At 65.2% G+C, this 15,068-nt stretch carries 10 protein-coding genes; 6 read left to right on the top strand and 4 right to left on the bottom strand.

Annotated features, from left to right (window positions below; genetic code table 11):
* Positions 1-112: 112 nt before the first annotated feature.
* The 3 genes from AB0J47_RS04990 to AB0J47_RS05000 form a co-directional block, all read right to left on the bottom strand.
* A complete protein-coding gene (locus AB0J47_RS04990; RefSeq protein WP_364340614.1) occupies positions 113-1,564 on the bottom strand; it encodes an amidase in 1,452 nt (483 codons plus the stop codon).
* A gap of 235 nt (positions 1,565-1,799) precedes the next feature.
* Positions 1,800-1,937: a hypothetical protein gene (locus AB0J47_RS04995; protein ID WP_364340616.1), complete on the bottom strand. Its 138-nt coding sequence runs from the start codon at positions 1,935-1,937 to the stop codon at positions 1,800-1,802.
* Positions 1,938-2,052: 115 nt separating this feature from the next.
* On the bottom strand, positions 2,053-2,439 hold the full coding sequence (locus AB0J47_RS05000; protein WP_364340618.1) for a ketosteroid isomerase family protein: 387 nt from the start codon (positions 2,437-2,439) through the stop codon (positions 2,053-2,055).
* Positions 2,440-2,673: 234 nt separating this feature from the next.
* Here AB0J47_RS05000 and AB0J47_RS05005 point away from each other — a divergent pair, with 234 nt between their 5' ends.
* Positions 2,674-3,690 (top strand): alpha/beta hydrolase family protein, encoded by a 1,017-nt coding sequence (locus tag AB0J47_RS05005; protein ID WP_364340620.1) that lies wholly within the window; start codon positions 2,674-2,676, stop codon positions 3,688-3,690.
* 84 nt (positions 3,691-3,774) lie between these two features.
* On the opposite strand, the gene AB0J47_RS05010 is transcribed toward AB0J47_RS05005, so the two are convergent.
* Complete coding sequence (locus tag AB0J47_RS05010) at positions 3,775-4,992, bottom strand: helix-turn-helix domain-containing protein (RefSeq protein WP_364340622.1); 1,218 nt, start codon at positions 4,990-4,992, stop codon at positions 3,775-3,777.
* Between the two features lie 828 nt (positions 4,993-5,820).
* Between AB0J47_RS05010 and AB0J47_RS05015 the strand changes: the two genes are divergently transcribed.
* From AB0J47_RS05015 to AB0J47_RS05035, 5 genes are read left to right on the top strand one after another with little or no spacing between them, the layout of a single operon-like run.
* Positions 5,821-6,084, top strand: a complete 264-nt coding sequence (locus AB0J47_RS05015) for an acyl carrier protein (RefSeq protein ID WP_364340624.1) — start codon at positions 5,821-5,823, stop codon at positions 6,082-6,084.
* 3 nt (positions 6,085-6,087) lie between these two features.
* Positions 6,088-12,087 (top strand): aminotransferase class III-fold pyridoxal phosphate-dependent enzyme, encoded by a 6,000-nt coding sequence (locus AB0J47_RS05020; protein WP_364340626.1) that lies wholly within the window; start codon positions 6,088-6,090, stop codon positions 12,085-12,087.
* Positions 12,084-12,923: a hypothetical protein gene (locus AB0J47_RS05025; protein WP_364340628.1), complete on the top strand. Its 840-nt coding sequence runs from the start codon at positions 12,084-12,086 to the stop codon at positions 12,921-12,923. Before AB0J47_RS05020 ends, AB0J47_RS05025 begins: the two co-directional genes overlap by 4 nt.
* A complete protein-coding gene (locus AB0J47_RS05030; protein ID WP_364340630.1) occupies positions 12,920-13,174 on the top strand; it encodes an acyl carrier protein in 255 nt (84 codons plus the stop codon). The genes AB0J47_RS05025 and AB0J47_RS05030 overlap by 4 nt, the downstream gene beginning before the upstream one ends.
* On the top strand, positions 13,171-14,886 hold the full coding sequence (locus tag AB0J47_RS05035; protein WP_364340632.1) for a fatty acyl-AMP ligase: 1,716 nt from the start codon (positions 13,171-13,173) through the stop codon (positions 14,884-14,886). The genes AB0J47_RS05030 and AB0J47_RS05035 overlap by 4 nt, the downstream gene beginning before the upstream one ends.
* Positions 14,887-15,068: the final 182 nt, after the last annotated feature.

Consider the following 15,068-nt stretch of genomic DNA (forward strand, 5'->3'; position numbering starts at 1 on the left):
CGAACGCCCCGTGGCAATGGCGGATGTCGACTTCTGCAACGATTCTCGGGTCGTCGTGGTCGGTTGCGATTTCTACGGCGCCTCGTCCTGGGTGGACACCCGGTGGTGCGGGTTACTTCGGTGCCTGGAAGCCGCCGATCTTGTGCTCGAGTAGTTCGGCCAGCCGCAGTGGGGTGCGGTCCTCGAACATCGGACCGATGAGCTGCACGCCCACCGGCAGCCCCTCGGGGGACCGGCCCGCGGGTATGGCGGTGGCGGGCAGGCCGGGCATGGTCGCCACACCGGCCCAGACGAGCTGGTCGAAGTACGGGTACTCGACGCCGTCGATGTCGATGTGCCGGTTCTCCAGACCTCCGTTGTGGTCGTGTGGGAAGGCGGGAGTGGGCGTGATGGGGCACACCACGGCGTCGAACTCGGCGAAGAGCTGCCGCCAGCCGTGGCGGTGGAGTTCGCGACGGTTGTTCGCCTCGACCCAGTCGCGGTGGCTGAGCACCATGCCGCGCAGCCGCGCCGCATCGAGACTCCGGTCGTCCGCGCTCAGGGCGGCGGCGTGGGTCTGCAGCTGTTCGTACACGTCGACGGAAAGACTTGTGGCGGCGTTCGACAGCATCAGCAGCATGTAGAGCGTCGCCGCTTCGGTCGGATCGGGCAGCAGCGGACTGCGCCGTTCGACGCGGGCGCCCGCGTCGACGAGCGCCTCGGCGACCCTGTTCACGCCCGCCCGCACCGCCGATCCGGTCGGAATGAGCGGATGGTCCTCGATGATCAGGACACGGAAGTCGGCCAGCCGCTCGTGGCGCGCGGGCGGCAGTGCGACGTCGTAGGCGACGCCGTGGGTCAGCGGGTCCGGTCCGGCCATTACGTCCAACAGCAGCGTCAGGTCGCGGGCGGTGCGCGCCATCGGGCCGACGACGGCGAGGTCGAGGTCGATCGGCATTGCCGGTGCGGGCGGCGCGACCATGCCGCGGGTCGGCGCCAGCCCGAGTGTCGGCTTGTGTGCGTAGATGCCGCAGAAATGCGCGGGGGTGCGCAGCGAACCGGCGAGGTCGGAGCCGATGGACAGCGCGCCGAATCCGCACGCCAGGGCCGCCGCCGAACCGCCGGACGACCCACCCGACGTGCGGCCGTGATCCCACGGATTGTTGGTGGTGCCGTAGATCTCGTTGAAGCTCTGGATATCTCGCAGCGTCAACGGCACATTGGTCTTACCGAGGATCACCGCGCCGGCGGCCTTCAACCGCGACACCTGTACCGCGTCCTCGGCCGGTATATAGTCCCGCTGCGCTGGGATGCCCCAGGTCGTGGGCAGCCCGGCGATGTCGTAGGACTCCTTGACCGTTACCGGAATGCCGAGCAGCGGCCGGTCCTCGCCGCGGGCGCGCGCCTGGTCGGCAGCGCGTGCGGCGGCCCGCGCATTGTCGAAGTCCGGTACACAGATCGCGTTGATCGCCTTGTCGTCGCGCTCGATCCGGGCGATCGCCTCGTCGGTCAGTTCCTCCGAGGTCACCGCACCGGCACGCAAGGCAGCTGAAAGCTCTTCGGCCGACTGAAAATTCCACTCCATGAATCCGACGTTATTGGCCTGCGGCGGAGGACATAAAATGCCGCTTCGCACAACGGGAAAGTCGAACGGACTACCTGCATTGGTGAAGTCACGCACTCGTTGTGCCATCGAGGACGGTCCACCCCAGGTCACAGCGTCGGCAGTGGGCCAACTCCACTAGCACAGGACATGAAATTCCGCTTCGCACAACGGGATAGATGTCTCAATGCTCATCATGTTCGTCTCCGGCCACGGACTATTCGCCCGGCCGCCGGCCATGGCGACGCGCGGCGGGATCGGTGTCGGCCTGGAAGTTCAGGAGACCTTCATCGGACACCCGCGCGTACTCCGCGAGGCTGCGAACCGCCGTGTACCCGGACAGCTTCATCAGCATCGGTATGTCCGGTCCTGCCGGGCAGAAGCGCGCGACCTGAGAACGCACGCTTCAGCTGAAGCCAATTTGTGGCATCGCGTGACACGAAGGTCTGGCGGGATCGTCCAATCGCGATCTAGATGCCTTGGAAGGTCTGGTCGGCGATCATCGAGGAGCTGTTCAGCGTGAATGATGTCTCGAACGGACGAGCATCTGGAGTTCCGTCCAGCATGAGATTTCCAGTCGCCCGAAGAAGCGTAGAGGAAGCGATGTCTGACTGGACATCGATCGCGTTGACGTTGTACCCAGCCTGCGGGAATCGGACGAGCTGCTCGAAGATCGCCGTCGTGCCCACGTACGGAGTGTCCCCGACTGTGAGTTGCGCATCCTCGGCATACCAAAGCTCCAGTGTGCTCTGTCGGGCCGTGAGCTGCGCGAAGTAGAGGGTGGTGAAACTCCGTCCTCTCGAACGCTGAAACCGGACTGCCTCGAGATCCCGTTCTCGGTGCGGCGTGGCTGACATTTCGGTCTGGTCGTAGCGGCTAGAGCCGTCCCGGCTCGTTATGTCGTACCCCTAGCAGTGCGGAGCCCAGTCATGAGGTGTCCAGACCCTGTCGGTCCGCATTTGCCGCGGAGTTCTGCGGTTCTAGCGTTGGCGCAGTTTCGGCGCCGTTGATCAACATGAGTGGCGGCTGCCGAGGAATAGCGCGCTTCTGCAGGAAGGAAAGCAATGGGACCCAGGTGGGAACGATCGGCCATGAGCGGCTTGGAAATACTGTGTGGTCGTTGGGTGCATGCGCTGGCGGTGGTTGCCGTTGCCGCGGGTGTGGTCGTGGTGCCGTCGGTCGCGAATGCTGATGCGCCGTCGTCGATCACCGGGTCGTGGGCTGAGGATGATCGTACGGTGCAGTTGCGGGTGTATTCCGCTGCGATGCAACAGGACATCATGGTGAAGGTGTTGCGTCCGGCGGATCGGTCGACACCGCGGCCGACGTTGTATCTGCTGAATGGGGGTGGGGGTGGGCAGGACAGTGCGACCTGGCAGAAGAACACCGATGTGCTGAGGTTTCTCGCCGACAAAGACGTGAATGTGGTGCAGCCGGTGGGTGGTAAGTGGAGCTACTACACAGACTGGCGTGCGCCGGATCCGAAACTTGGTCTGTACAAGTGGAAGACGTTCCTCACCGAGGAGTTGCCGCCGCTGATCGATGCCGAACTCGATACCACCGGCGTCAATGCGATCGCGGGGCTGTCCACTTCGGGCACTTCGGTTTTGCAGTTGCCGATCGCGAAACCTGGTTTGTACCAGGCGGTTGCGGCTTACAGCGGTTGTGCGCAGATCAGTGATCCGATCGGGCAGCAGTTCGTGAAGCTCGCGGTGGAGGGTTGGGGCGGCGGCGATACGATGAATATGTATGGGCCGTCGAATGATCCGATGTGGGCGGCCAACGATCCGTACCTGCATGCAGAGCGGTTGCGCGGCATCCACCTGTTCATCTCTACCGGTACGGGCGTGCCCGGCATGTACGACGTCTACGACGGTACCCACATGCAGCCCGGGCCGCGTGGGTTCTTCAATCAGCTGGTGATCGGCGGTGTCATCGAATCCGCGGTGAGCTGGTGCACCCAGAACCTGCGCACCAGACTCGATCAACTGGGCATCCCGGCCACCTACGACTTCCAGCCCACTGGGACCCACTCGTGGGGGTATTGGCAAGAGGCACTGAAGACTTCGTGGCCGGTGCTGGCCGCGGGGCTCGGCCTACCTTCGTGATCGGCGCACCCGCCTGACACTGAAAGGCCCGCCGGGCGATCCTCCGGCGGGCCTTTCGGTATCACGAGTGTACGGGCGTCTTTATCAGGTGCGGTACGTGCGCGCGACCAGAGCAGAGCGCAGGTACCACAGCCCGGACGGCTGTGACGGGTCGAAGCCGGTGAGTTGTCCGATGCGCTTGAGCCGGTAATCGACCGTATTGGTGTGCACGTGCAGCACCCGGGCGGTGCGCTGGCGGTTGAGGTTATTGGCGATGTGGCGCTGCAGCGTCTCCAGCAGTTCGGGGTGTTCGTCCAGGGGGTCCAGCAGCGAACCGAGGTATTCGCGGCCTGGGCCCGGCCGGGTGAGCTGATATTCGAGGGCGAGTTCGTCGAAGCGGTAGAGCCCGGCCACCGCCTGCAGCCGCTGCACCATGTCCAGGAGTTCGTGGGCCTGGTCGGCGGCGTTCGGAATCTGTTCCGGCGTGGCCACGACCATGGTCGCGGTAATGCCGACCTGCGCGGCGTGCGCGAGCCTGACCACCACCGCGTCGAGTTCGTCGTTGTCGAATTGGGCCGAGGGGATCAGCACGGTGCCGCCGTCCACGCTCAGCAGCGACAGCGCGCTCGCTCCACATTGCGTGGCGAGTTCGGCCTGCAGCCGACGTAACTTGCGCCGGGCCACCACCTGGGCGTCGAGCATCGGATTGTGCTCGTCGCGATGCGCTGGAATGGCAACGGCGAGAACGTCATACGACTCCGCGATGGCAATACCGCATTCGCGGGCCATGGTCGAGGTGCTGTGCCCGCCGAGCAGCGCGGAAGTGAGCGTGTGCACGGCAGTGTGGTGCTCGCTGACGACGGCACGCAGCTCGCGGATGTAGGCCACCGAGATCGCCGAGGTGAGCTTATCGAGCAGTTCGATGACCATCTTGGCGCCGTCGACGAGATTGTCGTAGTCCTTGATCGTCGCACTGGACACCACCAGCTGGAGGCCCATCTGGAAGCCCTCGTGGATGGAATGCAGGATGGTGTCGATGGGCACGCCTTCGCGGGCCCAGCCCGCGGCATGGTCCTCGAGCCGCTGCACCTTCTCCGGGATGTCCTTGCCGTCGAGCATGCTGACCGCGATTTCGAGGCAGACGCGGGTGCTGGCGGTGAAATCGCCGGTAATGGCATCACCTGGCATCGTCGAGCAGGGGATGACGTTGTCCACGAAGTGGCCGACCATCTGTCGGGACAGCGCGCGGACATCCTTGAGTGGGGACGACATCGGCTTGCCCGAAAGGGTCAGGGTCGGCCTGATCGAGTGGTCGACGGGCATTGGCGACTCCTATTCGGCCACGGGTGTAGCTGTGTGGAGCATTCACACTAACTGCCCGAAGGGGCGTGTGGACTGGTTCGCATGGTTCTGTGAGAGTGCGCTATCCGGGCGGTCGGGCGCTTGTGACCGGTCACAGTGCGTCAGAGGAGCTACCGGCCGGTAATGAGAGCCGTCACATCTGCCGCCGGGACCAGAAGTTAGCCGGAAGTTCGGGCATGACGCAGGACCGGTTACCCGAGGTAAAAAAGGCGTTACGTGACTTTGTATTCCGCGCGAAATGTGCTAGAGCCCAGTGCAAAACAAAAGTACCGATGGGTCGGTTCGGAAACTCTGCATTCCACTCGGTGAACCGGGTGTGAACAGCGCATTTATTGACAGATGATTCCGCACCGCGGCGGGTGGGCGAATTGACGAATTATCTGTGACGGTGAACCGCGGAATGTATTGTCTCAGACGCAGCCTCGTCGGGTCCCATTTTTGGGCGACCTAGCCGAGTGCTTCGCATGTCGCATGACCGAATTAGCGAAACAGTTGCTGAAAGTTCGACCGCGCTCTGAGTCGGCGCTATTCACATTGCCAGTCGGAAATCGGCGGTGTACAGATGTGTGCATGCACCACTGTGATTGCTGACAGTTGTGCATATGGACGAAATATCGGACGTGACAGTCCTGATTGCCGTATCGGAGGGCAAGTGATCGCAGTCTCGGCTGACCGAGAATTCCGCGCTGACCAGCGAATATTACTGGCAAACGCGACGGATTCGATGGTTTGCACCCGCGTTGCGCGCAGGGTGTACGCGGCAGGTTCGAGCGCGTCGGAGGACGTGCGATGACCGGGTTGCATGATGTCGGTACACGGGTGCGTGAACTCTTTTCACGGGGATTGCAGGTGCCGTCGATCGATGTGAATACGCCGTTGCTGGATTATGGCTTGGACTCGGTCCGCTCAGCGGAACTCGTCATCGAACTCGAGCGTGCGTTCGGTATCGAGATCTCCGATGCCGAGGCCACGACCCTGCATACCGCGCGCGACGTAATCGACTGTGTGGTCGCCAAGTGTGCAGCCGACCGGAACTCTGGAATCGGAGCATAAGTCGTGTCGGCAGGCGTTCTGTTTTCGAAACAAATAAATTCCTCCGCCATTGTTTCCGAAGACGAATTATTCGATGACTTCGCCCGGCACAACCGTCCTGGACTGGCTCGGCTGCTACGCGCCTGCCATCTGGATGTCGTGTACGCGGGCGCCGAAAGTGACTACCTGATCCGGCCGGATGGGACCCGGGTTCTGGATCTTGTCGGCGGTTTCGGTGCGGCGCTGTTCGGGCACAACCATCCGGCGTTGGTGCGGGTGGCGACCGCGCAACTCAATCAGCAGATGCCGTTCGTCTCCCAGGGCAGTGTCCGGCCGGGGGCCGCCCGACTTGCCCGAAGACTTTCGGAGGCGGTGGCCGCCGAGAGCGGTCGCGAGCACGTGGTGACCTTCGGGTCCACCGGCGCCGATGCGGTGGAGGCGGCGATCCGGCACGCGGCGGTGGCGCATGCCCGCGCCCTCGACGATCTGGAGACCGAACTGCGGCGCGGCCTGCGCCGGGTTCGGCGCGACGGCCTGCACGATGTTCGTCCGATTGCCGCGGCCGACAACGGATCCGACGACGATGGCCGCTCGGTCGCCGAGATTCTCACCGAATCGCTGCGGGAGATAGACGAATTGCGGCGGTGCGGACCGGTTTTCGTCTCGCTGACCGGTGCCTTCCATGGCAAGACAGCCGGTGCCTTCGCCCTGACCGAGCAGGCCGATACGCCCGCGGACCTGGTGGTGCCCGGCCCGGAGCGGCGCAGGCTCGACACCTGGGACCCGGACGCGGTGGCCAATGCGTTCGCCGAGGAACTGCGGCCGGTATGCCGGATTACCTTCGATGGCGCGGGTCGGCCGGTGCGATCGTGGACCACGATCTCGCCGATCGCCGCGGTATTCACCGAGCCGATCCAGGGTGAGGGCGGTGTCCGGGAGGTTCCGGCCGCGACGCTGCTGGCACTGCGCGAGTTGGCCGATCGGCACACGGCGGCCTTGGTATTCGATGAGATCCAGTCGGGCATGGGCCGCACCGGAACATTCCTCGCCTCATCACCGTCGCAGGTGAGCGCGGACTACTACCTGCTCTCGAAATCGCTGGGCGGTGGGCTGGTGAAGATCTCCGCCCTGCTGGTCGACCGGCAACGCTCGATTGCCGACTTCGGCCGGTACCACACCTCGACCTTCGCCGATGACGATCTGTCCTGCGCGGTCGCCGACGCGGCACTGGACCTGTTGCGGGACAACCAGCTCCGGATCGCCGATACCGGCGCGCGGCTGCGATCGCGGCTCGACGCGGTGGCGCGGCGCTGGCCCGAGGAGATCGTCGCCGTGCGGGGGCGCGGGCTGTTGCAGGGCATCGAATTGTCGCCACCGGAACCGACATCCGCACTGCTGCGCGAGATCTGCGATCCGGAAATGTTCGGGTATGTGGTGGCGGGTTATCTGCTGCATGCCCACCGAATTCGCATGCTGCCAACACTTTCCGCGCCGACCACACTGCGCATTCAGCCCTCGGCGTTCCTCGCCGCCGCCGAGCTGGACCGGCTGACAGCGGCGCTCGACGATCTCGCCGCACTGCTGCACCGCGGCGACTACGCCCGACTGCTCGCACACTTGGCCGCACCGGTCAGCACGAATTGGCCGGTGCCGGAACGCAGGTCGCCATCGCGGCGGCGCACCAACGAGGTCGCCCGCGACTGGAACGCCCCGACCAGGGTCGTGTTCCTGGCCAATCTGCCCGACGCCGCGGATCTGCGCAGATTCGCACCGGAACTGTCCGAATGGTCCGACGGCCAATTCGCCGCCCTGTTCGAACGGTTGCGCGGGGTGGCTGAACCCTTCGAACTGACCAGACAGATCGTCACGTCGCCGACGGGCGCAGCGGTCGAGGTATGCCTGATCGCGGTGCCGATTTCGGCCGAACAGATCATCGAATGCCAGCGCGCCGGACATCGCGCCTGGCTGCGCGATCTGGTGCTGGAGGCGGTGGAGCATGCAATCACGTTGGGCGCCAGCGTAATCGGTCTCGGTGGGTACACCTCCATCGTCACCAATGCCTCGCGCGATGTCGTGGAGGACGCCGTCAAGGTGACTTCTGGTAATTCGCTCACCGCGGCCTGTGCCTACGAAATGGTTCGCGCCGAACTAGCCCGCCTCGAACCGGGGCAGCGCCGGATCGGTGTTCTCGGTGCGCTCGGCAATATCGGCGCGGTGATGGCGGAACTGCTTGTGCCGCTGGCTGATTCGGTGACCCTGGTCGGGCGTGCCGGGTCGGCGTCCCGGCTCGAGCGGGTGGCCGCGAGTCTGCCCGGCGTGGTGACGGTCAGTGAGGACCTGACCGCCCTGCGTACCTGTCGCATTGTCCTCACCGCCACGAATTCGGCCGTGCCCGTGGTCACCGCCGAAGCACTGGCCGACGACCATCCGGTGCTCGTGGTCGATCTCGCGGTCCCCGGCGATGTGGCACCCGCGGTGTCCCAGCAACCGAATATCACCCTGGTCTCAGGCGGCCGCATGGCGCTGCCGCTGGGCCAGACACCCCCGTTTCCCGAAACCGGGCTGCCCGCCGGGGTCGTCTACGCGTGTATGGCCGAAACCGTACTGCTCGGTTTCGAACCGCGCACGGCGAGTCCGTCCTATGGCGGCCTGACCGTGGCAGGCGTACGCGCCGCCCGCGACCTGGCCGCCCGTCACGATGTGCGCCCGGTTCTGCTTCCGACAGGAGCTTCCACCGTGTCCGAAACTCCCACCGCAGCTCCATTCGCCCCGATGTTCCTCGGCGCGGCCGATTTCGCACCGGACCACGCCGGCGGCAAGGCAGGGACTCTGCACGAACTGATCGTGGCCGGATTCGAGGTGCCGCCCGGCTTCGTCGTCACGGCCGATCTCGATCTGGCCGAGGTATCCGATGACGACCTGAAAGGCTGGGTCCGGGCGCTGGGCGGCTTCCCGGTCGCCGCGCGTTCGAGTGGTGTGCTCGAAGATCTCGATGACGCGAGTTTCGCCGGTCAGTACGAGTCGTACCTCGATATCACCGATGTCACGACCCTGCGCAAACATATCGAGCAGTGCCGAGAGTCGGTGCACAACGAGCGAGTTCGCACCTATCTGGCCAGGCGCGGCTATCACGAGGCCGGCGCCCCGGTCGCCGTTCTGGTGCAGCGTATGGTCGACGCGCGTTGTGCCGGTGTCGGTTTCAGCATCGACGCGCTCACTGGCATCGAGGACCACGCGGTGGTCGAAGCCTGCCGCGGACTCGGCGAACGACTCGTCTCCGGACATGTCACGCCGACCAGATACACACTGCGACTGTTCGACGGCGCGGTGGTCGAGCGGGCGGCGGGTGATGAGGATGTCGAGCTGAATGCCACCGCCACAGCCGAACTCGCCGCCCTCATGCTCGCGGTGCAGGCGCACCGGCACCGCCCGCAGGATATCGAATGGGCCATCGACGGCGACGGGAAACTGTGGCTGCTGCAGGCGCGGGCCATTACCGCGATCACCTGGCGTACCGATATCGACCAGTTCTCCGATGCCGATCTACGCGATGGCGGCGTCTCGGCGCGGGTCTGCACGCCGATGATGTTCTCGTTGTACGACAACGCTTTCCAGTACTCGATGCAGCGGTTCTTCGAGCGGTTGAAGCTCGCCGAACCGGGCGTGGAACCGGACTGGATGGCCATGTACTACGGCCGCGCCTACTGGAATGTCAGTGCGGTGAAGAAGTGCTTCTTCCGCATCCCCGGCTTCGACGAACAGCATTTCGATGACGACCTCGGTGTGCTCAACGACTACGGTCCCAACGGTCCGCACCGCACCCCGACGAATGCGAAGACGATCGCCAGGGCGCTGCCCGCGGCGCTGGCCGTGCAGAAGAGCTACCAGGATCAACTGGCTGCGGTCGACGCATTCGCAGCGGAATGGCCCGCGAAATACGCGGTGTGGCGCGAGCGAGTACGCGAACTGCCACAGACCGACCAGGCCACCTTCGTCGCGGATCTGGCGGACTGCCTGCTCACCTTCCATGCCGCCACCGAGCGCACCTACTTCACCACCATCTACAACAACTCCAGCGTCCAGACCGACTTCAAGCAACTGCTCGACAAGGTGGATGCCGCGACCGGCGCGACCACCTCGGCCATCGACCTGATGGGCGGGCTCGCCGATATCAGCCATATGCAGTTGCAGCGCGGCATCGTCGAATTGCACCGGGTAGCAAGCGATCACGGCCTCGACAGTCCCGAGTGGGTTGAGGCGCTCGGTGCCTTCCTCGACGAGCAGGGCTTCCATGCCGACGCGGAGCTGGACCTCACCAGCCCGCGCTGGTCGGAGGCGCCCGAGCGGGTGCGCTCGATGATCGCGGTCATGCTCGAACACGGCAACCCGCCCGCGGATCCGGATGTGACGCTGGTGGATCAGCGCAAACGCTACGAAGACGAACTCGCCGGGGTGCGCGCGCGGGTACGGGCCAAGCCGCTCGCACGGGTGAAGCACGCCAAGGCTTTGGATAAGCAGGTCGAGCGGATGCGCCGGTATCTCGTCGCGCGCGAGCGCATGCGGGAGTTCTCGTCGCAGTGCTACGCGGTCGTGCGCGCGTATGTCGTGGAGGCGGGGGTACGCCTGGCTGCGGCCGGCACGCTCGAGCAGGCCGATGATGTGTTCCAGCTGTCGATCCATGAGCTGTGCGATTTCACGGCCGGGCGGGTGGATATCTCGACGCTCGCACCGCAGATCGTGTATCGCCGTGCGGTGTACGCGGGCTACCGGGACCTGGTACCACCGCATGAGCTCGGCGGCGGAGTCACCGTGGGCGCGGTTCGCGAGATCGGCGAGGGCGATCTGACCGGACTCGGCTGCAGTCCCGGCATCGCGGAGGGCACCGCGCGAGTGATCACTTCGCTGGCCGATATCGACCAGCTGCGCGAGGGAGACATCCTCGTAACTCGGTTTACCGATCCTGGGTGGACACCCGCGCTCGGGTTGGTTTCCGCCGTGGTGACCGAAGTGGGCGGCATGCTCTCGCACGCGGCGGTAATCGGGCGCGAATACGGAATACCGGCGGTGCTGAATGTCGCGGGTGCGACAACCGCAATCCGCTCTGGTCAGCGGATCCGAGTCGACGGCGGTGTGGGGGTCATCAGCGTGCTGGAGGCTTCGTCCGAGCCGGTTGCGCCGCCGTCCGGTCGAGGCAACCACGCGCAAACTTTCGATGTCAGCGCGGAACCGCAGCAGGCGCGGGAGCGTCCGCGCCCGGTCCCCGACGTGCCGCAGGCACCCGAACCGGGTGAGCCCGCCGCGCCTGTGCGTGCGGTGCCGAGACTGCCAACTGAGCCCAAGCAACAACCCCAGCCCCCGGAGCGCCCACGCCCGGCGGCCACCAGAACGGATGAACCACTGACCGCACGCAAACGCCTGATCTGCATCGCCGGTGCCGACGGATCGGGCAAGACCACCCAAGTGGCCCGCATCGCCGCGGAATTCGAGGCGCAGGGCCAAAGCGTTGCCGCCGTGACCATTTGGGACGCATTCCTCGATCCGAAGGTCTCCTCGAAGCTGCCGTGGCGCAGTCCGGCCGAGATCTACGGCTACCTGAAACTGCTGTCCCCGCTGAGTCGCGCGCACTTCCTGTTCCACGCCATGCAGTTGTCCTTCGACCTCGCCGCCGAACGCGGTTCGGACATCCTGTTGGCAAATGCCTACTGGTACAAGTACTTCGCCACCGAAGTCGCGCACGGCGGCGATCCGGCGGTGCTGCGCAAGCTGGCGGCTGGATTCCCGGAACCCGATCGCACCTTCTATCTCGCGGTGAGTCCACAGGACGCATTGGGGCGCAAGCAGTTGCGCAGCGACTACGAGAGCGGCTACGGCGATGAGGAGACCTTCCTGACCTTCCAGCGGCGCAGTCACGATGCGCTGGAGGCCTTGTCGGAGGAATTCGGGTGGATCCGCCTGGACGGTACCGACACCCCCGCCGACATCACCAAGGCCGTTCTCGCTCAACTGCGGGAGGACGACCGGTGACCCGCCGCGTCGCGATCGTCGGCATCGATGGTTCGGGCAAATCCTCGGTCATGGCGCGGCTGCGCGAATTGGCCCCGGGTACCGGCTCTTTCGCCTCGATGACCTGCCCGGACTTCCACAACACCAGGAATGTGCCGTTGACGGATCTTTCCGAGCAGCTCAAGGCCTTCAGCATCGGATGCGATGAAATCGGCAGCCTGGAAATGAAGGCCACCGCGATGTATCTGCAGATGACGCTGTTCGGTCCGGTCGAGCGGCATTTCCTGACCACCTGGTCGCCGGATGTGCTGGTATTCGAGCGGCATCCGCTGATCGAATTGCTGGTCTACGGCCCGCTGTATGTCGCGCTGGCTCGCCCGGAATGGAACGGTCTCGATCGCGCCGAGGAGATCGCGGCCGTGTTGGAGTGCCACCGGCCGGGCACCTTCGACGACATCCTCGCTTGGCAGCGGTCGGAATCCACCCGGCTCGGCAGCTCCCCGAATATCTGGGACCTGCTGTCGGAGATCGCGGATCTGGTGCGCCGCGACATTACCGAAACCGTCCCCGGCTTCGCCGAACGCTTTCGCACCACACTGCCCGACGCCGTGCTGTGGCTGGACGCACCACCGGTACAGGCCGCGGCACGGTGCGCGCAACGTTCGGGAAACGGGCCGAAAGAGGCCCATGAAACAGCAGAGCGGCTCGGAGCCCTGCGTGAGGGATATCTACAGGTGCGCGACACCCTCGCGGTGGCCTTCCCCGAAGTGGGATTCCACCGCATCGACACCGGCGACGGCGTCGATCTCGAGGAGTCGGTCCGCGCCTGCGTGACCGAAGGGAAGTTACTCGGGTGAGTACACAGGCAAGTACCCCGGCCACCGAGATCGAGGCGCGGGTGCGCGCCATTGTCGGTGAGGTGCTGTGGGTTTCGGCGGACGAGATCGACGCGTCCGCGCAATTGATCGACTACGGACTGGATTCGCCGACCGCGATCGAGCTGACCATTCAGCTGGAGCAGGCATTCGGCATCGTCATTCCGGAAGATGCTGCGGCACAGTTGAATACCGTCGGCGAGATCGTGCGTTACGTGCGAGGTGAGCAGTGACGGCATTGGTTCCTCAGCACCCGACGATCGTGCATGCGCTACTGGCCAATGCCGGGAGTGCAGCGTTGGCACCGTCGACGATTTTCGTACCGGAGCGCGGCGACTCGGACGGTGAAATTGCCTGGCGGCATGATGATCTCGCGTCCGCAGCAGGCAGGACCGCGGCGGCGTTGGCCGCCGAGGGTGTCGAGCCGGGGGATCGGGTGATGCTGTGTCTGCCCACCTCCCCGGAGTTCGTCACGGCGTTCTTCGGTGCGCTGCTGCTCGGTGCGGTGCCGACCGCGGTGGCGACGCCGGGCGGGTTCGGTTCGGCGGATATTTTCCGCGACAAGTTCACTCGGCTACTCAGTTATCTGGAACCAGCGGCGGTGGTCGCGACCCGGTCGGTACTCGCAGGGGGAGAACTGCCGGACGCCGTGGCCGCCATCGATGGCGATGTACTGCACGCCTGGGCTTGTTCACCCGACGCGCCGACGCTGGCACCCAGACTCCCCGAACCGGAGGATCTGGCATTCATCCAGGCGACCTCCGGTTCGACGGGAACACCGAAGGGCGTGCAGATCACCCACGCGAATCTGGCGGCCAACTGCGAACAGATCGCACAGGCAGCCGCGATGGGTGCGGGTGACACGTGGGTCGGCTGGCTACCGCTGCATCACGATATGGGCCTGATCGGCGGATTCCTGACGCCGGTATTCCGCGGCATCGATGCGGTGCTCATGCCACCGAGCCGATTCCTGCGCAGTCCGGGGGACTGGCTGCGTGCGGTCGGCCGGTATCGCGGGACATTCACGGCGGCACCGAATTTCGCGTACGGATATGCGGCGGCCCGGGTTGCCGACGCCGAACTCGAGGGCGTGGATCTGTCGAGTTGGCGGTTCCTGTTCTGCGGCGCCGAGCCGATCCATCCGCCGACCGTGCAGAGCTTCGTAGACCGGTTCGCGGCTTGGGGACTGCCGAAAGACGCGCTGGTGCCCTGCTACGGCATGGCCGAGGCATCCCTTGCGGTCACCGTGAACCGCCCGCACGCGCCGGTTGCCTACGACTCGGTGTCACGTCGCGCGCTGACCGGAAACGGTGTGGCCCTGGATATTTCGGAAGACGACGTCGATGCGATGAATATCGTCGACTGCGGCGCACCGCTGCCCGGTACCGAGGTGCGCATCGTCGACGCGGACGGCGTGGTGTGCGGTGCGGACGTCGTCGGTCGCATCCAATTCCGCGGCCCGTCGATGACCATCGGCTATTTCCGGCTGCCCGAAGAGACCGCAGCGGCCACTCGGGACGGCTGGTGGGACACCGGCGATATCGGCTACCTCCGCGACGGTCGGCTGCGCATCACCGGCAGGCACAAAGACCTGATCATCATCCGCGGCGCGAACTACCTGCCCACCGATTTCGAGCTCGCCGCACAGGAAGTCGCTGGTGTGCGGCTAGGTGGTGTCGCGGCCGTTGGTCACTCCGATATCCGAGGGCTTTCGGAGGAATTGCATCTCATCGTCGAATCCGGTGCGGAGGCAACCGAACACGACGCTTTGCGCCGAGCGGTGCGCGTCGCGGTGAGCAAGCGCACCGGTGTGCTGCCCGCCGGGGTTCGGGTGGTGCCGCCGCGCAGCATTCCGAAGACCACGAGCGGCAAGGTGCAACGCGCGGAGGCCCGGCGGCTGTTCCTGGTCGCGGACGATCTGGTCGGTGCCGGGGGCGCGGCATGAGCGAGCGCAGTGAGCGAACAATCAACACAGCCGTGATCACGGTCATGATGGAGCCGATCGTGAGCGAGGCGCAGTCATGAGCGAACGCAGTGAGCGAACAATCAACACAGCCGTGATCACGGTCATGATGGAGCCGATCGTGAGCGAGGCGCAGTCATGAGCGAACGCAGTGAGCGAACAAT

This window comes from Nocardia sp. NPDC049737, assembly GCF_040674755.1.
Lineage (GTDB): Bacteria > Actinomycetota > Actinomycetes > Mycobacteriales > Mycobacteriaceae > Nocardia.

Bases quoted from the DNA above. Each gene is read 5' to 3' on its own strand.
- AB0J47_RS04990 (WP_364340614.1), bottom strand. From the start codon at position 1,564: ATGGAGTGGAATTTTCAGTCGGCCGAAGAGCTTTCAGCTGCCTTGCGT.
- AB0J47_RS04995 (WP_364340616.1), bottom strand. From the start codon at position 1,937: ATGCTGATGAAGCTGTCCGGGTACACGGCGGTTCGCAGCCTCGCGGAG.
- AB0J47_RS05000 (WP_364340618.1), bottom strand. From the start codon at position 2,439: ATGTCAGCCACGCCGCACCGAGAACGGGATCTCGAGGCAGTCCGGTTT.
- AB0J47_RS05005 (WP_364340620.1), top strand. From the start codon at position 2,674: ATGAGCGGCTTGGAAATACTGTGTGGTCGTTGGGTGCATGCGCTGGCG.
- AB0J47_RS05010 (WP_364340622.1), bottom strand. From the start codon at position 4,992: ATGCCCGTCGACCACTCGATCAGGCCGACCCTGACCCTTTCGGGCAAG.
- AB0J47_RS05015 (WP_364340624.1), top strand. From the start codon at position 5,821: ATGACCGGGTTGCATGATGTCGGTACACGGGTGCGTGAACTCTTTTCA.